The sequence below is a fragment of the Streptomyces sp. NPDC005438 genome (genome assembly GCF_040606315.1).
Classification (GTDB): Bacteria; Actinomycetota; Actinomycetes; order Streptomycetales; family Streptomycetaceae; genus Streptomyces.
The window spans coordinates 47,373-68,538 of sequence record NZ_JBEXEP010000009.1 but is presented as its reverse complement, the minus strand read 5'-3'; the positions used below and the strand labels follow the sequence as shown (position 1 = coordinate 68,538).

The following is a 21,166-nucleotide window of genomic DNA, read 5'->3' as shown; positions in this document are numbered from 1 at the left end:
TGGCTTCCGCCAGCCCGACGGCGGCCCGTACCGGGAAGGCCGGCGGGCGGGGTCGCCGCGCCCACCGGGGCTCGGCCCGGGCGGGTGGCCGCCGTGCTCCGGCACCTGCGGCCCGGGCACCCGGGCGAGGGCGGGTACGCCGAAGGCCGGCCCTTCCGTGGAGAGGGCCGGCCGGTGTCCCGCCCGGGCGCCGGGAGCCCGGGCGGGACGGCCTGGGCGGGGTGACGGGCGGTCAGCCCTCACCCCGCGAGCCGTGGGTCAGCGCTCCTCAGCGCTCCTCGGCGGTACCCCGGTTGCGGCGCTGCGCGGCGTAGACGGCGCCGCCGCCCAGTGCGGCGAGCAGCGCGGCGCCGCCGAGCAGCGAACCGGAGGGCAGGCCGGCACCGGTGGAGGCGAGCCTGCCGTTGCCGCCCGTACCCCCGACGTCGCCCCCGCCCCCGACGGTGTTGGCGGACGGGCCGTTGCCGCCGGCGCCACCGTCGCCGTCGTCACCCGGGTCCGCCCCGGGGAGGGAGGCGTTCTCGTCGAGGGAGACGGCCGCGGTGACCGGGTCGAGCTTCTCGCCCTCCTGGTAGAAGCCGCCGAACGCCTCGGCGCCCTTGGCGGTGAGGGTGGCCGGGGCCTTCTTGACGGTGATGACGTCCTTGACCGGGTCCAGGGCGCCCGCCTCCAGCTTGAGGTTGGCGACGGCGAGGGCCTTGTGGGTGGTGACCTCGCCGCTCTCCCGGTCCTTGCTGCGTACGTCGGAGACCAGGGTGCCCTTGGTGCCCTCGGCCTTCACCCGCAGCTTGGAGAAGGTGAGGTCGAGGCTGTAGGAGTCGCCCTCCTTGTGGCCGAGGAAGCGGACGCCACCCTCGAAGGAGGCGTTCAGGGCGCCGGAGTCGGCGTCGCCGCTGGCCTTGGGGAAGCGGTAGCCGTCGCTGGTGGACTTGGCGCCGTCGGAGAGGTCCACCTTGCCGTTGGCGATGGGGCCGGTGACGTACTTGCGGAAGGACTCCTTGACGCCCCAGTCGAGGTTGCCGTCGACGATGGTGCCGGCGGCCGGCTTCTCGGTGCCGCTCTCGCCGCCGGTGCTGGTACCGCCCTTGCCGCCGCCGTCCGTACCGCCGTCCCCGGAGCCGCCCGTACTCCCGGAGCCGCCGGAGGTGCCGGTGCCCTCTGAGCCTCCGTTGTCGCCCGAACCGCCGTTCTCGGTACGGACCTTGAGGGTCGCGGCGTCGAGCTTCTCCCCCTCCTGGTAGTAGCCCTCGAAGGTGCTGGCGCCGTCGGCGGTCAGGGTGGCGGGGATGTCGGCGAAGGTCATGTCGCCGTCCTCGCCGTTGCCCGGTGTGACGTCCGTCAGGTCCAGGGCGGCCAGTTCGACGTCCTGCTTGACCTCCTTGGCCTGGGGCGCCTTCGCCCCCTTGGCCTCGCCGGTGCCGGTCTCGACGTCGGCCGACAGCGCGCCCTTCGTGCCCTCGGTGGTGAGCTTGAAGTCGGAGAGCTTGATGTCGATGGCGCCGTGGTGGCCGTAGAGGTGCACGCTGCCCTGGAAGGCGGTGGAGACGGCGTGGGTGTCCAGGTCGTACGTGCCCTTGCCGTCGGTGAACTGGAAGGAGCCGTCCTCGTTGGTCTTGGCCCCGTCGGCGACCGTGATCTTGCCGCCCGCTATCGGGCCGGTGAGGTAGTCGCGGAAGGACTTCTTGATGCCCCAGTCCAGGGTGCCGTCGGTGAGGGTGATGGGCGCGGCGGCCTTCTTGTGGGCGGTCGCCGTCTGGGGGGTGGCCCCGGTCGCGGCGTACGCGGGCAGGGCGAGGGCGGTGGCGGCCAGCACGGTGGCCGTGGCGGCGCTCAACGCGAGGACGCGTCCACGCGAACGGGCCTGGGCGGTACGGGAGTTGACGGTCATGATGCGGTGTTCTCTCCTCTTCGGGGCGGGACGGTGGAGGTGCGGGGCGGACGCCGGTTCAGTCGGCTGAGGGGGTGCCGCGCCTTCTGCGGACGAGGACGGTGGTGACCGCGGCGGCGAGCAGGACGAGCGCTCCGGCTCCCCCCGCGATCCAGGGCGTGGCCGAGGTGGAGGACTCGGAGGCCTTCTCGGTGCGCTCCGCGTCCTGGGCCTTCGTCTGCTTCCGCGCGGAGGGGTCGGAGTCGTCGGAGTCACTACCGAGGTCGGGGAGCGGGGGGAGTTCCGCCCGGTCGTTCAGGGTGACGGCCAGGGAGACGGGGTCCATGGCGGTGCCCTTGGGGTACATGCCGCCGAACGCCTTCGCCCCCTGGGCGGTGAGTGTGGCGGGGGCCTCGGTGAGGGTGACCAGCCCCCTGTCGTCGGGCCTGAGTTGGGGCCTGGTGGCGGCGAAGGTCACCAGTGGCTGCTTCTTCCTGGTCCCGCCGTCGCCGCGTACGTCGGCCAGAAGGGTGCCCTTGCCCTCCTCGACGCGTACCGCGACCTTCGACAGGGTGAGGTCGAGGTCCTTGCCGGTGAACCGGACCGTGCCGGCGAAGTCGGCGCGGAGGGAACCCTCGTCGAGGTCGTACTTCCCCTCGCCCCGGCCGAAGCGGAAGAGGGCTCCGCCGTTCCGGGCGCCGTCGGTCAGCCGCCACCTGCCCTGGGCGATGTCGCCGGTGACGTACTCGCGGAAGGTGCGGCGTACGCCCCAGTCCACGGCGGCGTCCTCGATGCGGCCCGCCTTCCTGGCCTTCTTCTTCGTGTCCTTCCCGTCGGACTTCTTCCCGCCGTCGGAGCCCTTGGGCCCGTCCGTCTTCCCGGACCCCGCCGTGACGTCGACGGAGAGGCTGACCGGGTCGAGGGGGGTGCCGGCCTTGTAGTAGCCGGCGAAGGACTTGGCGCCCTCGGCCGTGAGCGTGGCGGGAACGCCGGTGAGGGCGACGGGGCTGCCGCCGCCGCGCATGTTCACCCCGGACAGGTTGAGCGAGGCGAGCGGCACCTGGTTGCGCTGGGACATCCGGCCGCTGCCCTTGGCCTTGCTGCGGATGTCCGCGTACAGGGTGCCGGAGCCGCCGTTGACGCGGAGGCTCGGGCGGCTGACGGTGAGGTCCATCTCGTAGGTGCCGTCGGACTTCCTGTGTCCCACGAAGCGGACGCCGCCCTGGAAGGCGGCGTGGAAGGCTCCGCTGCTCGGGGTGTAGCCGCCGCTGGCGGAGTGGAAGCGGAACTGGTTCTCGCCCACCGTCGAGGCGCCTCCGTTGAGGGTCCAACTCCCCTTGGCTATCGGGCCGGTGACGTAGCTCTGGAAGGAGGACTTGAAGCCCCAGTCCAGACGTCCGCCCGAGACCGTACGTTCGCCCTGCTTCGCGGCGACGGTGCCGGCCGGGGCCGCGTACGCCGGGTACGCCGGGAGCGCGGGGAGCACCCCCAGTGGCAGTGCGGCCAGCGCCACGACGGCGAGGCGACGCGGCAGACGTCTGAGGTACGGCATCGGGGCTACTCCAGTCACAGCGGGCGCGGCACTGAGCGGCCGTCACCCGGGGCGGGTGGGCGGCCGGTTGGGGCCGGGCGGGGACAGCACGGGACAACCGGGACTAGCGACATTAGGTAAGGCTAACCTAAAGTATCCACGGCTCGACGGGAAACACCCCCGCTTCCGGCACTCCACGCGAAAGGCTCACCAGTGCATCAACGACCCCGCGTTCTCGGGGCCTTCGCCGCCGCACTCGCCCTGGTACTCACCCTCACCGGCTGCGGCGGCTCCGACGGGGACCACGGCACGGGCGGGAAGCCGGGCACCCACACCACCGTCGACCGTGCCGAACCGCTCGGCGGCCCCCCGCCCGAACCCCGCCTCCCGGCCCGCGTCACCTCCGCCGACGGGCACCGGGTCACGGTGCGGGACACCAAGCGCGTCGTACCCCTCTCCGGCTCCCTGTCCGAGATCGTCTACAGCCTCGGCCTCGGCGACCGGGTCGTGGCCCGCGACATCACCGCCACCTTCGCGCAGGCCAGGAAGCTTCCCGTGGTCACCCGCGCGCACGACGTGTCCGCGGAGAGCGTGCTGTCCCTCAAGCCCTCCCTGGTACTCGCGGAGTCCACCACCGGCCCCGAGGAGGCCGTGGACCAGATCCGCGAGGCCGGCATCCCCCTGGTCGTCCTGCCGCCCGCCCAGGACCTGGACGACGTGGGAACCCGTATCGCCGGGGTGGCCAAGGCGCTGGGGGTGAAGGACGCCGGTGAGCGGCTGCGTACCCGCACCGACCGTCGCGTGGACGCGGTACGCGACAAGCTCCCCGACAACGGCGACCGACCCCGGGTCGCCTTCCTCTACCTGCGCGGCTCCGCCTCCGTCTACCTCCTCGGCGGCGCCCGGTCCGGCGCGACCTCGCTGATCGAGGCGGCGGGCGGCGTCGACGCGGGCGAGGAGTCCGGCATCAGGAAGGACTTCACCGCCATCACCAGCGAGGCCCTCGCCAAGGCCGCGCCCGACGTCATCCTGGTGATGTCCAAGGGACTGGAGTCCGTCGACGGGGTGGACGGACTCCTCAAGATCCCCGGCATCGCCGAGACCCCCGCCGGGCAGGATCGCCGCATCGCCAGCATCGACGACGGCGTACTCCTCAACTACGGCCCCCGTACGGACAAGGTGCTCAAGGACCTCGCCCGGCAGATCCACCGGGGCGGAGCCGAGTGAGCGCGCCACCGCGCCCCGGCCGGGGCGGCACCGGGACCGGCTCGGCACACGGCACGGAACCTGCCGGGGAGGAGGGTGCCCGCCCCACCTCCCGGGCCCCGGGGTCGGACCTCCCCTCCCCCACGCTCACCAAGTCCCCCGCCCCCGGCCCGGGTTCGCCGGGCACCGCGTCGCACCGCACCGCGCGTCCCGGCGCGGCCGAACGGCTCCCCCCGTCTACCCGGCGCAGCGTCGCCGCCCTGCTGACCTTCGGACTCGTCGCCGCGCTGGTGGTGCTGGGCCTGCTGTCCGCCGGGATCGGGGCGTACGAGATCCCCGTCGGCGACGTCCTCGGCTCGCTGGCGCATCGCCTCGGGGTGGGCGGCGGACCGTTGGACCGGGTCGCCGAGAGCGTGCTGTGGAACGTACGGCTGCCCCGCGTCGTCCTCGCCCTGCTGGTCGGCGCCTCCCTGGGCTGCGCCGGAGCCCTGATGCAGGGCGTGTTCGGCAACCCGCTGGCCGAACCCGGTGTCATCGGCATCTCCTCCGGGGCGGCGGTGGGCGCCGTGGCCTCCATCGCCTTCGGCCTCACCTTCCTGGACAACTGGACGGTCACCGCCTGCGCCTTCGTGTCCGGGCTCGCCACCGTCCTGCTGGTGTACGCGCTTTCCCGCTCCGGCGGGCGTACCGAGGTGGTGACGCTGATCCTCACCGGCATCGCCGTCAACGCCTTCGCCGGTGCCCTGATCGGCCTGTTCATCTTCTTCGCCGACAACGCGCAGATCTCCCAGATCACCTTCTGGCAACTGGGCTCGCTCGCCCAGGCGACCTGGCCCAAGGTGCTCGCGGTCCTCCCCTGCACCCTGCTGGGGCTGTTCCTCGCGCCGTTCTACGCCCGCAAGCTGGACCTGCTGTCCCTGGGCGAACGGTCCGCGCGCCACCTCGGCGTGGACATCGAACGGCTGCGGATCGCCTTGGTGCTGGTCGTCGCACTGCTGACGGCGGCGGCCGTCGCGGTGGCCGGCATCATCACCTTCGTGGGACTGCTGGTGCCGCACCTGCTGCGGATGGCGGCCGGACCGGGACACCGCTTCCTGGTACCGGGCAGCGCGCTGGGCGGCGCCGTGGTCCTCCTCGCCGCCGACCTGTGCGCCCGCACCGTCGCCCAGCCCGCCGAACTCCCCCTGGGTGTCCTCACCGCCCTGTTGGGCAGCCCGTTCTTCTTCTGGCTGCTCCGCAGGACCCGGCGCCGACAGGGTGGTTGGGCATGACCTCGCGCCTCCTCCCGGACCGAAAGGGCACCGCCGTGACCCGGCTGCTGGCCTCCCTGTCCCCGCTCTCCGCGCGCCGTCGGCGCGGCGGGCTGAGCGAGGACGCGCTGACCGACACCGCGCTGCCGCCCGGCACCCCGGCGGCCGAGGCGCGCGGGGCGACGGTACGACTCGGAGGCCGCGCCGTACTGGACGGGGTGGACCTCACCCTCGTACCCGGCGAGGTCCTGGCCCTGGTCGGACCGAACGGCGCGGGGAAGTCCACGTTGCTGGCCGCGCTCGCCGCAGACACCCCCGTGAACGGGGGAAGCGTGCACGTCGCCGGGCGCCCCGCCGGGGAGTGGACCGCCCGCGAGCTGGCCACCCGCCGGGCCGTACTGCCCCAGACCGCCACCCTGGCCTTCCCGTTCACCGTGGAGGAGGTGGTACGGATGGGCCGCGCGCCCTGGTCCGGCACCGTACGGGAGGACGACGACGAGGCCGCCGTCGCCGAGGCGATGGCGGCCACCGAGGTCGCGGACTTCGCGGCCCGCCCCTTCTCCTCGCTGTCCGGGGGCGAGGCCGCCCGGGTCGCGCTCGCCCGGGTGCTCGCCCAGCGCACACCGGTGCTGCTGCTGGACGAGCCGACGGCCGCCCTGGACCTGCGGCACCAGGAGCTGGTGTTGCGGCTGTGCCGGGAACGCGCGACCGAGGGCGACGCGGTCGCGGTCGTCCTGCACGACCTGGCGCTGGCCGCCGCCTACGCCCACCGGGTGGCGCTGCTGGACGCGGGCCGCCTCACCGTGGCGGGCCCGCCCGGGGAGGTGCTGGACCCCGGGGTGCTCTCCCGCGTCTACCAGCACCCGGTCGAGGTCGTCCGGCACCCGCGCACCGGGGCGCGCCTGGTGCTGCCGGTACGGGACCGGGCGGAGGACGCCCGGCCCGGGTGAGGTGGCGCCGCGCCGTCCGGCGCCGGGCCGAACCGTTCCACGGGGGTGAGCGGTTCGGCCCCCGAGGCCCGCGCCCGTCGGCGGCGGGCAGGGCGGTGGCCCGGGTCCTCACAGCGGCCCCAGGACGTCCTCGGGGTCCGCGTCGAGTTCGAGCGACTCCAGCACGGTGAGCAGCTGCCGCTCCTCGTAGCGGAAGTGGCTCTCCATGATCGCGGCGATCCCCTCCAGGTGCTGGTCGAGTTCGGCCGGCGAGGCGGCCCGGTCCACGGCGGCCCGCAGTCCGGCCAGCAGGTGGGCGATCATCGAGTGGTCCTGCTCCAGGTACCGCAGGGTCTCCCGCAGTTCCGGGTGGGCGGCGGCCGTCGCGGGGAACAGCAGCCGGTCCTCCCCCTCGTGGTGTCCGGTCAACGCGGCACAGAACCCGTGGCAGAACAACAGGAGGTCGCGCACCGGGTGTTCGACCTGTGCCGAGTCCTCGGGGGCCTCGGGGTTCTGGCCCGCTTCCAGGGCGGCCCGGGTGACCCGCAGCGCCTCACGCAACCGCTGGTGCACCGACCGCATCTCGTGACTCCAGGCCGTCAGCCTGGCCTTCTCGCCCTCAGCCATCTGAGGGCGAAGGGAACGACGTGTTCACCGTCGTACTCCTTCGACTTCGGCGCCTCCATGCCTGACACGGTCTGCCACCGGCACGCGACGCTCCCGGCACGGTACCCACCGGCGCCGACCCGTGTCGACCGCCCGGGAAACCGCGCGACGACCTGACCTGACCGTTCGTCAACTCCCTTGGCGTTCTTGGTTATTCACCCTGCACGACGGGTTCGTTCCACTAACCTTCTGTGCACCTTGGTCACCCGTGACGGGGCGGACGACCGGTATGGGGGACTCGCGTGGGCGATGAACTGGGTTTCGAGAAGCTCCTCGACGACGGGGGCTTCTTCGCGCAGCTGCTCTGGAACCCCGCGCCGGGCGGCGACCGCGAACTGCTCTACGGCGACGACCTCCCCGTGGTGCTGCTCACCGGCGGGCCCGGCATGGGCAAGGGCCGGCTGCTCCGCGCGGTACGCGACCGCCACGCGGCCAGGGTCCCGGTGATCTACCTGGACTGCGGCTCCCCGGTGTACGCCGACCGCGCCGACTCCGAACCGGACGCCCGCTCGACCACCACCGAAGCCCTCTTCGAGATCGCCCAGCGACTGCGGGCCTGGCAGGGCGCCGGCGGCCCCTTCACCTTCCCCCGCCTGTTCACCGGCCTCGCGGTCATCGCCACGGCGGCCGGCGAGGGCAACCCGGAAGCCGTGACCACCGAGGCCGAACGGTACGAGGAGCTGCCCCAGCGGCGACGTCGGGGCCCGTTCCTCGGCGGCTTCTGGGAGAACGTGATCCGTGGCTCCATCCGCAACCTGCTGGACGCGCAGCAACTCGACCCGGTCCCCGCCGCCGTGAGCGACGCGCTGCTGGACGCCCTGTTCACCGGCCTCGCCCCCCGTGGCAGAGGCGCACTGGAGCGGCTCTACGGCGCCTACCCGGGAGCGGCCAACCAGCCGGGCGAGGGGCTGCGGAACCTGGCCGCCGACTTCCAGTCCGGCGGCGAGGAACGGGAGTTGGCCGAGGGCTTCCTCTTCCGGGCCCTGCGCGAGGACCTGGAGGCCGGGTACTCCTCGGTGTCCGGCTGGCTGCGCCGGGTCGGCCGCCCGGGGCTGCTGCTGGACCGCGCCGAACAGCCGCTGGGAGAACGGCTGCTGCGGTCGGTGCTCACCGACCGCCGGGACGGGCAACGCGATCGGGTGGTGGTCGTGGGCACGGCGCGCCGCGCCGACGGCGGGGCCTTCCTGCACGGCGGGCTGCCCCCGGAGGAGGCCGTGCCTCCGGCCGAGTTCCACCCCGCCGACGGCGGCCCCCCGCAGTGGTCACGCCGCACCGGGGAGGACGCCGAGGAGGCCCAACTGGCGGACGGGGTACTGCTGTTGCGGATGCCCTTCCTCACCGCCGACCAGGTACGGCGGGAGACCGAACGCCGGCAGATCCGGGCCGAACGGGAGGGGGGCGCGAACCGTCGCCGCGTGGACGCCGCCGTCGCCCGGCTCAGCGGTGGCCGCCCGTACACGGTGACCCTGCTGGCCGCCAGCGTCACCGCGCTGCGGATGGCCACCGACGCCAACGACCGGGACGTACTGAACGCCCCGGCACGGCTCCCCGGGGAGGGCGCCTCGGACCGGCCGGTGGTGGACGTACTGCTCCAGGGGCTGGTCCTGGACCAGCTGCCGGTGACCCTGCCGCCCGCCCACCGGGACCAGTGGCTGGACCTGCTCACCCACCTGTCGGTGGCGCACGACGAGGAGTGCGCGGACGTCCTGCTGGGGCACCACCAGGCCGGCCGGGTCCACCGGTTGACGGCACACCAGGTGTCCGAGCTGCTCACCGACGCCGGCTGGCCCCACTGCGAACGGCACTTCATCGGCGACTTCGGGCTGCGGCAACTGCTGCTGCACCGCCTGTACCGGCTGGAGCCGGACGCCGGCGCCTGGTGCGCCGACCACCACCTGCTGCGCGACCACTACGCGCGTCGCGCCCACGAGTCCCCCGACGCACCGCACGGGCGGGCCTTCCGGTCGGTCGAGGCCCACCGGATGAACCACCACCTGGTGTCCGGCGGCACCGACGACGTGGTCCGCCACCTGACGGCCACCCTCCCCGGGCGCCCCCAGCAGTGGTGCGCCGAACTGCTGGAGATCGCCCAGGCCCCGTACCCCGGTGGCGCGGACGCCCGACGTGAACGCGCCCAGGGGTTGGTGGAGGTCGAGGGCTCGCCGCTACGGCGCACCGTGGACCAGCTGCTCCACGCGGTGTGGCTGTGCGAGGAGCGCACCCGCCCGACCCGGCGGGAGACGTCGAACACGTTGAGCGACCTGCTGAACCTGCTGTCGATCATGGAGTTCGACGGGGCGGGACAGCTCAGGAGGACCGCGACCCACTGGAGCGGCCTGGCGGCTCACGAGCAGCCCCTGCTGCGCTGCGCGTGCACCGAACAGCTCGCGCGAACGCGAAGGAGATAGCCGGTATGCGTTGGTGGCGAGTGCTGCCCCGATGGCGGAGATACCTGTACGCCCTGCTGGCCGTGACCACGGTCGCGGCCGGCGTCTGGCTCCTGACGTTCCTGTTCCTCCGGCCGGACACCTGCGCGGACGGCGTCGAACGGGTCGGCGACCAGTGCGTGGGCGTCAACGGCGAGGGCTACGACTTCGGTACGCCCGAGATCAGCGACGTGGCACGGGCCATCGAGCGGGAGAACAAGCGGGTCGCCGGCCGACCCCACGTCACCGTCGCCCTGATGCTGCCGCTCCAGGCCGACACCGACAGCGGCCGGGACCGTGCCCTTCGCCGGCAGATGCGCAGCGACCTCCAGGGCGCCTACCTCGGGCAGCGGCAGGCCAACGACAGTGAGGGCGAACCCCCGAAGATCCGGCTGGTCCTCGCCAACCCGGGGCGTGGCTACCAGCACCAGGGGAAGGTCGTGGACACCCTGCTGCGCATGGCCGACTCGTCCCGGGACCGCCTGCGTGCCGTGACCGGCCTCAACCTGAGCCTCGACGAGACCGAGGCAGCGGTACGACGACTGACCGAGCACCAGGTGCCGGTACTCGCCTCCCGGATCAGCGGGGACCGGATCGCGAACGAGGAGCCCGAGAACGGTACGGCGTCCGTCGGCGACCGGAAGTTCCCCGGGCTGGCCCGCATCATCCCCGTCAACAGTGAAGCGGTACGGGCCCTGGCCCACTTCAGCGGGGAACGGGGCCGGGAGGACCGCCGGACGGTGCTGGTCACCGACGAACGGAAGGACGGCTACAACAACACCATGGCCGAGGCCTTCAGCGGCATCGAGGAGGAGGGGCCGCCCGGGCCGGCACCGATGTCCTTCGAGTCCCCCTCCATCGACGACCCGGGCACCACGGGCAACCAGTTCGACAAGATCGCCAACAACATCTGCGACTCCGAGGCCGACACCGTCTACTTCGCGGGCCGTACCCTCCACCTGCGGATCTTCGCCCTCAAGCTCGCCCAGGTGGACTGCAAGAACCGGCACTACACCATCGTCAGCGGTTCGGATGCCGCCTCCCTGCGGCAGTCCATGTCGGAGAAGGACTGGGAGACCCTGCGCGCGGACGGCAGGGCGAAGGTGACGGTGCAGTACTCCGCACCCGCGCACCCGGACGCGTGGAAGACGGAACTCGCCGACTGGAAGAAGCGGTGGGCGAAGAAGCACGACGGCCAGCAGCCCTCCACCAGACAACTCCCCCAGTACCTCACCGAGCCCGCCACAGCACTGGAGACCCTCAGGAAGCGGATCGCCACCACCCGCCAGGAGGGCGTGGACATCGGCGCCCGGCCGCAGTTGGACGACTCCCGCACCATGCTGGTCTACGACGGGATGCTGACCATCAGCAAGGCGCTGCACCAGGCACAGGGAGAGGACGCCAGAATGGCGCCGCACCTCAGGGACATCAAGAACCAGTGGTCGCTGCTCCAGTCCCGCCACCGGGTACGCGGCACCAGCGGGCTGATCTGCCTCACCAACGTCGGCAACCCGTACGACAAGCCGGTCGCGGTGGTCAAGCTGGACCCCGGTCGCGAGGGCCTCGGCAAACTGCGGTTCGTGGGGTTGGGCTGGCCCACCGGAAAGGAGCAGCCCAGGAACTGCCTGATCCCCAGCCGTACGGACTGACGGCCACCGTCATCCCCCGGGGGCCACCAACCGGGGGGGAGCAACTGGCCGGTCCCGGACGCGACTCGGGCACCGGGACCCCGCCACCTGAGGCCGACGCCCCGAACGGGCCCCCACCGGCGCCCACCACCCCAGAGGGGCAACCACCCCCGCCCCGAGGGGAGTTGAGCACCCGCCACCATCGGAGCGGAACCCCGTCCCGACCGCGCCGACACCCCGCGCACCGCGACACCACCGACCCCAGCACCCACCCCGGACGAGGCCCACGAGGCGACCCCACACCACCGACGCCCACCAACCCCCCGCTCAACCACCGGGGCCGCCACAGAAGTTGAGCACCCGACACCCCCGACCAGCGCCCGGCAGCACCCAGTCGTGCCGGCGCCACGAGTGACCCCGGCACCCCCCGGATCAGGGCACCGTTACCCTCGGGCCCGTTCGCGGGCTCGCCCCGACTCTCGCCCCCGACCGCCCCACCGGCCGTGCCCCGCGCCCCGTAAGCCGTTCCGGTAGGCGGGGTGGGGCGGGGAGCACCCCCGGAAGGCCCCCAGTGGGGGATGCGGGGAGGGCACTCGGGGCGTTGGCGCCAGAGCGCGATCCGGCCCCGACCGTAGCCCCCTCTCGGACGGGAATCGCACGGTACGAGCGGGGTGTCCGCTCTGCGGGGTCACGTCTGATCTGGGGCCGGTCACCGCCTGTCAGGTTCACCGGAGTGAAGGTTCGCCTGGTTCCGGCCGGGGCGATCTGGCTGATCTTCCCGTGGACGAGATAGTCGCCTGAGGCATCCAATTGGGTCCGGTAACGGAACCCGAGCCCGGGAGCACCGCCGTGACGGAAGCAGTCGCCTTTCCCCAGGACCGCACCTGCCCCTACCACCCGCCACAGGGCTACGCGCCGATGCGCGACGGCGGCCCGCTGAACCGGATCACCCTCTACGACGGCCGACAGGTCTGGGCGGTGACCGGACACCAGGAGGCCCGCGCACTGCTCAGCGACCCCCGGCTGTCCACCAACCGGAACACCCCCGGATTCCCGATGGTGACCGAACGGCTGGCGAAGTCCCGTCGACGGCGGATCGCCCTGCTCGGCGTCGACGACCCCGAGCACAACACCCAGCGGCGGATGCTCATCTCCAGCTTCTCCGTCAAACGGATCGCCGCGCTGCGCCCCCGCATCCAGGAGACCGTCGACCACCTACTGGACGCCATGGTCGAGGCCGGGCCGCCGGCGGAACTGGTGCGGGCGTTCGCGCTGCCCGTACCGTCCATGGTCATCTGCGCCCTGCTCGGCGTGCCCTACGCCGACCACGACTTCTTCGAGGAGCAGTCCCGCCGACTGCTGCGCGGCCCCGGCGCCCGCGACGTCGAGGAGGCGCGCGACGCCCTGGACGCCTACCTCTACGACCTGATCGACCGCAAACAACGGGAGCCGGGCGACGGCCTGCTCGACGACCTCCTCTCCCGCCAGGACGAGAACGGTTCCCCCGACCGGGAGGAGCTGGTCAGCCTCGCCACCATCCTGCTGATCGCCGGCCACGAGACCACCGCCAACATGATCTCGCTGGGCACCTTCACCCTCCTCCGGCACCCCGAGCGCCTGGCCGAGCTGCGCGCCGACCCGACACTGATCCCCTCGGCGGTGGAGGAACTGCTGCGCGTGCTGTCCATCGCCGAGGGCCTCCAACGCGTGGCCACCGAGGACATCGAGGTGGGCGGCACCACCATCCGGGCCGGGGAGGGCGTGGTGTTCTCCACCTCCCTCATCAACCGGGACGGCGACACCTATCCCGAGGCCGAACGGCTCGACTGGCACCGGCCCGCGCGGCACCATCTGGCGTTCGGCTTCGGCGTCCACCAGTGCCTCGGCCAGAACCTCGCCCGCACCGAGTTGGACATCGCCCTGCGCTCGTTACTCACCCGCTTCCCGGGGCTGCGCCTGGCCCGGCCGGCCGAGGAGATCCCCTTCAAACCGGGCGACACCATCCAGGGAATGGTGGAGTTGCCCGTCACCTGGTGAGACCCCCGCGCGACCGGGTGCGCGCGGGGCGGACGAGCGGACCGACGAGAGGACCAACATGCGCATCCAGGTGGACCGGAACCGGTGTGTGGGCTCGGGCATGTGTGCCTTCACCGCGCCGGACGTCTTCACCCAGGACGACGAGGGGGTCAGCGAGGTCCTGCCGGGGCACGAGCTGGACGGCGAGAAGCCGGTGGTGTCCGAGGCCGCCCAGGCCTGCCCCGTACAGGCGATCGAGGTCGACGGCTCCTGACCCTTGACCCCGGGGTGGGTCCGGCGGACCGGCCGGACCCACCCCGACCCACCCCTACGCCGGGGGAACCGTGATCACCGGGCAGGTGGCCCGGTGGAGCAGCCCCCGTACGACGGAGCCGACCCGCATACCGGAGTAGCCGCCCTGCCCGCGTCGGCCCACCACCAGGGCTCCCGCCCCCTCGGCCACCTCCGCCAGCACCTCCACCGGGGCGCCGACGAGGACCTCGTGGCTGACCCGTACCTCCGGGTACTTCTCGCCCCAGCCGGCGGTGCTCTCGGACAGCGACCTGCGCGCCGTCTCGAACGAGGCGCCGGCCCCGGCGCGCGTGGAGAAGACCGGCGGCTGCCACACGGCGACCACCCGGAGCGCGCAGCCCCGCAGTTCCGCCTCCTCGTAGGCCAGCCCCACCGCCACCAGCGAGGTCTCGCTGCCGTCCACCCCCACCACGAGGTGGCGGTCCTTCCCCTCGGCCGTCTCGGTGTCGTTGACCACCGCGACCGGGCAGTACGACTGCGCGGTGACCGGTACCACCAGGGAGCCGGCGCTGAGGAACTCCTCGGTACGGCTCAACCTCCGCGAGCCGAGCACGATCAGGCTCGCCCCACGGGACAGTCCCGCCAGGACCGCCGAGGGGAACCCGTGCAGGACGGCCGGGGTGGCGCGGACCTCGGGCCGGTGGTCCTGCAACCAGCCGACGGCCGTGCGCAGGGCGTCGGTGGCCGTCTCGACCCGCACCGTGTGCCGGGTGGCCCGCTGTTCCTGGTGCTGCTGGGGCACCGCGACCACGAGGCGCAGCCCCCGCCCGCGCAGCCGGGCCTCCTCGGCCGCCCAGCCCAGAGCGGGGCGCCAGTTCCTGGCGGGGTCGACGCCGACGACGATGTCGCCGTGGCTGGTGGTACTCGACATGGTGTGCTCCTGGTCCAGGGTGGTGTCCGGGGGTCATGGGTTCGGTGGCCCGGGGTACGGACGGCACGGGTGCCACGGAGCGCCGCTCCCATGCCGGGAAGGTCCACCGGCTTCCGGGAAGGTCCACCGGCTTCCGGGAAGGTCCACCGGCGCCGCTCCCACCACCACCCTCGCCCCCGGGGTCCGGCCCGGGGCAGGGCTGACGGGGGTAGGGCCGGGGGCCGAAGGTCCCCCACCCCAGGGCGCGGGGTTCCGGGCCGGTCGGCTTCGGCGGGTGGGACCTTCGGCCCTTCGCCTGGGCGGTACCGCGCGGCAGGGTGAGCCTCAGGGGCGTACGGCGGACGGCGCCACCGGCGAGAGCCCCTCGAATTCGCCGGGCCGGGCGGGGGACGGCGAACGCGCCCGACCCCGCCGACGGAGCACCGCCGTGCGGGGCCGGCCGTACGGCGGTGCCCGTCCCCTCCCCGGCCCGACCCACCCACCGCGCCCACCGGCCTGGTGGCGCTCTTCCGAACAGGACGCACCATGGACCTCGACACCCTGCCCCGCACACTGGTGGCCTCCCTGGTGGAGGACGCCGTCACCGCCCCCTCCATGCACAACGCCCAGCCCTGGCGGTTCGTCCACCGCGCGGACACCGGCACCCTGGAGCTGTACGGGGACCCGGCCCGCGCCCTGCCGTCCGGTGACCCCGACCGCCGCGCGCTCCACCTCGGTTGCGGCGCCTGCCTGTTCAGCCTGCGGGTCGCCGCCGCCCACGCCGGCCTGCGCGCCGAGGTCCACCTACTGCCCGATCCCACCGACCCCTGGCACCTGGCACGGATACACCTGGGCCCCGCCCTCGGCCCGGACCCCGAACTGGCCCAGCTGCGGTGGGCCCTACGGCGGCGGCACACCAACCGCTTCCCCTTCTCCGAGAAGCGGGTCCCGACCCCGGTGCTCGAAGGGCTCCGCCAGGCGGCCGTCGAGGAGGGTTGCCGGCTGGCCCTGCCGGACGCCTGGCACGCCGACTTCGTACTGGACCTCGTCCACGACTCCCGACTCTTCGAGGCGGTGGACGAGGCGATGCGCGAGGAGATCCGCAGATGGACCCGTACCCAGGACCGCCGGGAGGAGGCGGCCACCGAAGGCATCCCCGCGTACGCCCTGGGGCCGCGCCAGGAGGGCGTCAGCACACCGGTACGGGACTTCGACCCCGGCCGGAGGATGGCCGACCGGCAGGTGGTGCCCTTCGAACGGCACCCCCAGCTGGCCCTGTTGGGGACGGTACGGGACACCGCGGCGGACTGGTTGACGGCCGGTCAGGCCATGCAACGGGTCCTGCTGCGGGCGACCCTCGACGGCCTGGCCACCTCGTTGATGACCCAGCCCCTGGAGTGGCCCGAACTGCGCCCCATCGTCCGCGACCCCGGCTCCGACTCGGGCTTCGTCCAGATGATCATCCGGTTCGGCTACGGTCCGCCCACACCGGCCACCCCCCGACGCCCCGTCTCCGAGGTGCTGGACTTCACCTGACCCACCCCGGGCACCCCGTTCGGTGGCCTTCGCGCCCCCGGCACGCCCGCCGGGGGCGCCGGGCTGTCACGGCGTCAGAGGCGCGTTCCCGCGTTTCCGCCGCACCGGGTTGTCGCCCCGTACACCCGCCGCGTTCACGGTGTGGGATCGACCACAGTCACCCCGTACACGACACCGGGGAGAAGCGGTCGCGTCGGCCGGCCCGGGGGCGGCCGGCACCGGGTGACGACGGGCCGGTCGACGGCCGCTCCCACTGACCGCGTCAGGAGTCGCGGGCCTCTCACCACCGCGCTCTCGCCAAGTAGTTGGGTTTGCCACCCATCGATGGCGCCATCAGCTGACGACACATCAGAAGTCGCGGGGGCGCACCTGGTCCGACCTCGCCCCTGTACGCGGCGGGGCGGCACCCCTACGTTCCGTTCCGGCCGGGTGGTGGCGGAGACCGGTCCCTTGACACTCTTGCACCGGCAGTCGCCCGACCAGGTGGACGGGCGTGGAGATCCAGACCCGAAGAAAGAAGTGCAACCGTGCCAAGCAGACGCATCAACGGGATCAACCTCAGCTACGAGGACACCGGTCAGGGCACTCCGGTGGTGATGGTGGCGGGCTCGGGCGCGGCTGGCCGCTCCTGGCACATGCACCAGGTCCCGGCGTTAGTCCAGGCCGGCTACCGCGTGATCACCTTCAACAGCCGGGGCATACCCCCCACGGACGTCTGCGCCGAGGGCTTCACCATCGACGACCTGGTGGCCGACACCGCCGGCCTGATCGACCACCTCCGCCTGGGACCCTGCCGTGTGGTCGGCACCTCGCTCGGCGCCTACGTGACCCAGGAACTCTGCCTGGCCCGGCCCGACATCGTCGGCCAGGCCGCCCTGCTGGCCACCCGGGGCAGAACCGACCTGATGCGCCGCGCGATGGCCCGGGCGGAGCGCAGGTTCTACGACGACGGGGGGCACATGCCTCCCCCGTACGCCGCCACGGTGCGCGCCCTTCAGAACCTCTCCCCCGCGACGCTGCGGGAGGACAAGGAGATCCAGGACTGGCTGGACATCTTCGAGATCGCCCCGGTCTCGCAGGTCGCCGGCTACCGGGCCCAGCTCGACGTCGACGTCACCACCAACCGGCTGGCCGCCTACCGCAAGATCACCGCGCCCTGTCTGGTGATGGCCTTCGCCGACGACCTCATCCTGCCCCCGTACCTCGGGCAGGAGGTGGCCGACGCGATACCGCGCGCCCGTTTCGTGGAGATCCCGGACGCCGGGCACTACGGCTACCTGGAGCGCCCCGACCAGGTCAACAAGGTCCTGCTGGAGTTCTTCGCACGGGGCGTGTGAGCCCACCGGACCCCGGCCGACCCGCCCGAGGGCGAACCCGCGAGCGGGCGGGCCCCCGGCTGACGTTCCGGCCAACACCGCCCGGCGGCGGACAGGTTGGCCGGAACGGCAGCCGGCCGAAGCAGCAACCCACCGCCCACGGCCCCGACGCACCTGGACCGTCGACCGGGCCCGCCCCCCGACACCCCGGCCCGGTGAACCGGGTCCCGTCGCACGGCGGCCCCGGCCTTCGAGCACAGAGGGCACACGCCCCACTCCGTGGGAGCGTCGGGGAGTTCGCCCGTATGTCGCGACCTGGGGCGGGATCTGGCCCCAGGTCGCGACGGGCACCCTGTGAGCCCCTCCCCCGGGTGGGGCCTCCAGGGGGTTCAGCGCACCGAGAGGCGTACCAGCCCGGTGTGGCCGTGCGGGGTGCCGTGGACCTTCAGCGCGACGTAGCGCGGGGAGCCCCGGCGGGTGAGCCGGCGTACGGTCCCGTGACCGCCCAGGGTTCCGGCACGCTGGTAGTGCACCCCGTCCCGGCTGAACTCCACGTGGGCCACCGGGGCGGAGCGGGACGTCCACTCGGCCTCCACCCACCGCACCGAGCGCCGCTGCCCGAGGTCGACCACCATGCGGCCGTCACGACCGGGGCGCCAGGCGGTGTCCGGGTCGCCGTCCACGGCGGTTCGGGGGCTGGACATGCCGGGCGGCAGCGGGGTGGTGGGGAAGGTGATCCGGCCCAGGGCCAGGTCCTGGAGCGGGTAGGGCCGCGCGCCCCGCAGGGCGACGCGGGTCTCCCGCCCGCGTCGCACGGTCACGACCGCGCGGTGCCCCTGGGCCTCGACACGCAGCCGGCAGTTCGCTCCGCTCAGCAGCACCGTCGCCCCGTCGGTCACCCGTACCCGCAGCCCGGACGGCGGCCTCTTCCCGGACAGCGGGGTGAGCGTGCACCGGGGTGGCAGCAACTCGGCGCTGGCGGCGTCGAGTTGGGCCGCGTACCGGATGCCGGTCCGGGTCACCGTCTGCTCGCCCTCGTAGACCAGTCGACGCGCGCCCTCCTGGGGCACCTCGACGGGGGTACGGACCGGCTTCGCGGACAGGTTGAACAGGCTGAGGTGCCCGTCGGTGAGTGCCGCGCGGACCCGGTCGTCCTCGGCGGTGGGGGCGGGACGGCGCGCCAGCTCGGCCAGCCGGCCCGGAGGGGTGTCGCAGTGCCCCTCGACCAGCACCGGTCCCCGCGCGCCGTCGACGGGGAGGATGGTGTCGCCGTACACGGTGACCCGGTGCCCGCCGCCCCGGACCACCAGTCCGGCCCGGCCGTCGACGTCCAGCCAGCCGCCCTCGCTGCGCAGGGTCGGGGTGGGCCCGGTGACCAGGTCCGTCCAGCGTTCTCCGTCGGTGGACCCCTGGACGCGGTAGACGCGTCCGGCGGCGGCCTCCCAGCGCAGGGTGACCCGGTCGACCGTCCGCTCGGAACCGAGGTCCACCGCCCACCAGCTGTCCGCCCGTTGCCGGTCCTCCCTGGAGACCGCCCAGCGGGTGTCCGGGTCACCGTCGACCGCGAGGCCGGGGCCCTTGTCGGACTCGTACGAGGAGGCCGTGGCGGTGCCGCCCTCCGCCAGGTCGGGGCCGTCGGCGCCGGCGCGGGCCTCCACCGCGTAGAGGGAGTACCCGTACGTGGGGTGGGGCCGCTCGCCCAGCATCCGCAGGTGACGTACCATCACCCGGTCGAAGGTCAGCTCGTCGACGCGGCCCCCGCCCGGGGACGTACCGTCCGACGACCTGGCGGTGGCCGAGCCCTCGGCGAACCGGTAGGTGCGGGTGCCGTCCAGGCCGGCCACGCCGGGCATGGTGAGGTTGTGCACCTCCAGCCTTGAGGCGCCCGCGTCCGAGCCGTCGTAGGCGTACACCACCGCGCCCGACGGCAACGTGGTGTAGCCGGCGAAGTGGTCCCCCAGGCGCAGCAGGGTGGCGCTGCCGTCGAAGCCGTCCCGCACCGCCGTGTGCGTGCGCACCCGCCGTTCGGTGACCTTGGCCGAGGTCGCGGGGAGGAACATCGGGGTGTCGCCGCTGAGACGGAACAGCCAGTCGTCGTGTCCCGGCTGCCAGGCGAACTTCACGAAGCCGGGCTTCGAGACGGCACCCGCCCAGGCCGAGGGCGTCTGGTGGGAGACCAGGCCGGGGCCGGGGCCGTGGTCGGTGACCCCGGAGGCGTGGCGGAACAGTTCCCCGCGCGACATCGGCCGGACCCGGGGGCCGGCGTCCGGCCAGACGTGCAGCAGGTAGCTGATGGCGAGTTCGGCGCGGGCCTCCGGCTCGTACTTGGGCTCGCCGGAGAACTTCGCCAGCCGGTGCTCGGGCGGGTAGTCCTGGTACGCCTCCAGGCGCGCGGCCAGCTCCAGTTCGGCGCGGGCCGCCGCCCGGTCACCGGCCACCCGGGAGAGGAAGGCCAGCGGGATCACGTCCCGCCCGTACAGGTGCTCCCGGTCGTCGACCATGGGCATCAGCGGCTCGCCCGCGTCCGACATCACCTCCAGCAGGGTGCGCCACAGCGGTCCCGCGTTGGGCTGCTCGGTGAGGACCTGCGGCAGCGGTCGGCCGGCGGCCAGGAAGTGCGCCGCGTTGCGTCCCGAGGTGCGCCACAGTTCCGCCTGGTAGTGGGGGCCGAAGGAGCCGTGGTTCTCCACGATGAAGGTGTCGTAGGTGTTGTGGGCGGTGTTGCGGGAGACCGGAACGCCGTCCACCCGGGTGGGGTTCGCCAGGTCGGCGGCCGGCAGACCCGCCTCGTTGCGCGACCAGGCGCCGTAGTCCGCCGCCCAGTCCGAGCGGCGCCGGTCGTCCGGGGCCCAGGCCAGCGCGGGGGCCAGCGTCTGGGCGTACAGGCCCATCTCCTCCAGCTTGGTGTCGCCGACCCATCCGCCCTCGCGGCCGTTCGGGGTCCAGTCCCCGGAGTCCGGGTCGTCGCCGGTGCCCAGGGAGTGGGTGTACGCGGCCTGTTCGCGGGTGATCCTGTCGACCGCCGCACGCGTGTCCGTGTCCAGCTCGTCCCACAGCAGCCGGGCGGCCAGGACGAAGTACGACTGGAAGGTGGTGTCGAAGAACAGTTTCCGGCCCCACTGGGTGCCCCCGGCAAGGCGGTTGGAGCGGGCGTAGTGCCGCAGGGTGGCGAGGGTGCGGCGTTTCAGGGTCGCGCGGTCGACTCCGGCTTCCCGTGCGTCGAAGTTTCCGTGGGTGAGCAGCACGGCGTGGCCGAGGACGACGGCGAAGCCGAAGTCCTTGTCCGTGTACCTCCCCTTCTCCTCGTCCCACTGCGTCTCGGACCAGCGGGTGTGCCGGAGCAGTACGCGGTGGTAGGTGTCGGCGACCTGACCGCCCGACTTCCCGGTCCGGTCGGTGGCGGCCCGTGCGGGGAGCCCCAGTGTCGGGGGGAGGGCGGCCACGACGCCGGTCGCGCCGAGGAGTTGCAGCAGGCGGCGACGAGCGACCGAGAGGGAGGTGAGTCCCATGGTGCCCCCTCACTGTTAGACAACGTTGTCAACGATGCCGGTCATTCTCCTCAGCGGCGGGAAACCGTGTCAACGACGGTGCGCCCACTACTACGTTCCGCGTCAACGCGCGTTCGCAGGGCCA

At 73.3% G+C, this 21,166-nt stretch carries 14 protein-coding genes; 9 read left to right on the top strand and 5 right to left on the bottom strand.

Annotation, left to right across the window (positions count from 1 at the left end; genetic code table 11):
• Positions 1-268 precede the first annotated feature (268 nt).
• Both ABZT14_RS19525 and ABZT14_RS19520 read right to left on the bottom strand, forming a co-directional pair.
• The gene (locus ABZT14_RS19525; RefSeq protein ID WP_356304255.1) at positions 269-1,888 is read right to left on the bottom strand and encodes an HtaA domain-containing protein; all 1,620 of its coding nucleotides are present in this window, start codon (positions 1,886-1,888) and stop codon (positions 269-271) included.
• 58 nt (positions 1,889-1,946) lie between these two features.
• On the bottom strand, positions 1,947-3,419 hold the full coding sequence (locus ABZT14_RS19520; protein WP_356304252.1) for an HtaA domain-containing protein: 1,473 nt from the start codon (positions 3,417-3,419) through the stop codon (positions 1,947-1,949).
• A 192-nt stretch (positions 3,420-3,611) separates the two neighbouring features.
• Between ABZT14_RS19520 and ABZT14_RS19515 the strand changes: the two genes are divergently transcribed.
• The 3 genes from ABZT14_RS19515 to ABZT14_RS19505 all read left to right on the top strand — a co-directional run bounded on the left by ABZT14_RS19515 (position 3,612) and on the right by ABZT14_RS19505 (position 6,804).
• Positions 3,612-4,625, top strand: a complete 1,014-nt coding sequence (locus ABZT14_RS19515) for an ABC transporter substrate-binding protein (RefSeq protein ID WP_356304249.1) — start codon at positions 3,612-3,614, stop codon at positions 4,623-4,625.
• Between the two features lie 239 nt (positions 4,626-4,864).
• Positions 4,865-5,875: an iron ABC transporter permease gene (locus ABZT14_RS19510; RefSeq protein ID WP_356304724.1), complete on the top strand. Its 1,011-nt coding sequence runs from the start codon at positions 4,865-4,867 to the stop codon at positions 5,873-5,875.
• Positions 5,872-6,804 (top strand): heme ABC transporter ATP-binding protein, encoded by a 933-nt coding sequence (locus tag ABZT14_RS19505; RefSeq protein ID WP_356304246.1) that lies wholly within the window; start codon positions 5,872-5,874, stop codon positions 6,802-6,804. Before ABZT14_RS19510 ends, ABZT14_RS19505 begins: the two co-directional genes overlap by 4 nt.
• 108 nt (positions 6,805-6,912) lie before the next feature.
• Here ABZT14_RS19505 and ABZT14_RS19500 read toward each other — a convergent pair whose 3' ends face one another.
• A complete protein-coding gene (locus tag ABZT14_RS19500) occupies positions 6,913-7,410 on the bottom strand; it encodes a hemerythrin domain-containing protein (RefSeq protein ID WP_356304243.1) in 498 nt (165 codons plus the stop codon).
• 281 nt (positions 7,411-7,691) lie between these two features.
• Here ABZT14_RS19500 and ABZT14_RS19495 point away from each other — a divergent pair, with 281 nt between their 5' ends.
• From ABZT14_RS19495 to ABZT14_RS19480, 4 genes are all read left to right on the top strand, one after another.
• Positions 7,692-9,857: a hypothetical protein gene (locus ABZT14_RS19495; RefSeq protein ID WP_356304240.1), complete on the top strand. Its 2,166-nt coding sequence runs from the start codon at positions 7,692-7,694 to the stop codon at positions 9,855-9,857.
• Between the two features lie 5 nt (positions 9,858-9,862).
• Positions 9,863-11,524, top strand: a complete 1,662-nt coding sequence (locus ABZT14_RS19490) for an amino acid ABC transporter substrate-binding protein (RefSeq protein ID WP_356304237.1) — start codon at positions 9,863-9,865, stop codon at positions 11,522-11,524.
• Positions 11,525-12,352: 828 nt separating this feature from the next.
• Positions 12,353-13,540 (top strand): cytochrome P450, encoded by a 1,188-nt coding sequence (locus ABZT14_RS19485; protein WP_356304234.1) that lies wholly within the window; start codon positions 12,353-12,355, stop codon positions 13,538-13,540.
• A 58-nt stretch (positions 13,541-13,598) separates the two neighbouring features.
• Positions 13,599-13,793, top strand: coding sequence for a ferredoxin (locus ABZT14_RS19480; protein WP_356304231.1), 195 nt, complete (start codon positions 13,599-13,601; stop codon positions 13,791-13,793).
• 54 nt (positions 13,794-13,847) lie between these two features.
• Here the strand turns inward: ABZT14_RS19480 and ABZT14_RS19475 are convergent, their stop codons facing one another.
• Positions 13,848-14,702: a universal stress protein gene (locus ABZT14_RS19475; protein ID WP_356304228.1), complete on the bottom strand. Its 855-nt coding sequence runs from the start codon at positions 14,700-14,702 to the stop codon at positions 13,848-13,850.
• Between the two features lie 525 nt (positions 14,703-15,227).
• Between ABZT14_RS19475 and ABZT14_RS19470 the strand changes: the two genes are divergently transcribed.
• Together ABZT14_RS19470 and ABZT14_RS19465 are read left to right on the top strand one after the other, a co-directional pair.
• Entirely contained in the window at positions 15,228-16,217 is a 990-nt protein-coding gene (locus tag ABZT14_RS19470) for a nitroreductase family protein (RefSeq protein ID WP_356304225.1), read from the top strand.
• A gap of 527 nt (positions 16,218-16,744) precedes the next feature.
• Positions 16,745-17,554 carry an alpha/beta hydrolase gene (locus tag ABZT14_RS19465; RefSeq protein WP_356304222.1) on the top strand — a complete coding sequence of 270 codons (810 nt, stop codon included), beginning with the start codon at positions 16,745-16,747 and terminating at the stop codon, positions 17,552-17,554.
• A 368-nt stretch (positions 17,555-17,922) separates the two neighbouring features.
• Here ABZT14_RS19465 and ABZT14_RS19460 read toward each other — a convergent pair whose 3' ends face one another.
• On the bottom strand, positions 17,923-21,042 hold the full coding sequence (locus tag ABZT14_RS19460) for a discoidin domain-containing protein (RefSeq protein WP_356304219.1): 3,120 nt from the start codon (positions 21,040-21,042) through the stop codon (positions 17,923-17,925).
• Positions 21,043-21,166 lie beyond the last annotated feature (124 nt).

Bases quoted from the DNA above. Each gene is read 5' to 3' on its own strand.
- ABZT14_RS19525 (WP_356304255.1), bottom strand. From the start codon at position 1,888: ATGACCGTCAACTCCCGTACCGCCCAGGCCCGTTCGCGTGGACGCGTC.
- ABZT14_RS19520 (WP_356304252.1), bottom strand. From the start codon at position 3,419: ATGCCGTACCTCAGACGTCTGCCGCGTCGCCTCGCCGTCGTGGCGCTG.
- ABZT14_RS19505 (WP_356304246.1), top strand. From the start codon at position 5,872: ATGACCTCGCGCCTCCTCCCGGACCGAAAGGGCACCGCCGTGACCCGG.
- ABZT14_RS19500 (WP_356304243.1), bottom strand. From the start codon at position 7,410: ATGGCTGAGGGCGAGAAGGCCAGGCTGACGGCCTGGAGTCACGAGATG.
- ABZT14_RS19490 (WP_356304237.1), top strand. From the start codon at position 9,863: ATGCGTTGGTGGCGAGTGCTGCCCCGATGGCGGAGATACCTGTACGCC.
- ABZT14_RS19480 (WP_356304231.1), top strand. From the start codon at position 13,599: ATGCGCATCCAGGTGGACCGGAACCGGTGTGTGGGCTCGGGCATGTGT.
- ABZT14_RS19475 (WP_356304228.1), bottom strand. From the start codon at position 14,702: ATGTCGAGTACCACCAGCCACGGCGACATCGTCGTCGGCGTCGACCCC.
- ABZT14_RS19470 (WP_356304225.1), top strand. From the start codon at position 15,228: ATGGACCTCGACACCCTGCCCCGCACACTGGTGGCCTCCCTGGTGGAG.
- ABZT14_RS19460 (WP_356304219.1), bottom strand. From the start codon at position 21,042: ATGGGACTCACCTCCCTCTCGGTCGCTCGTCGCCGCCTGCTGCAACTC.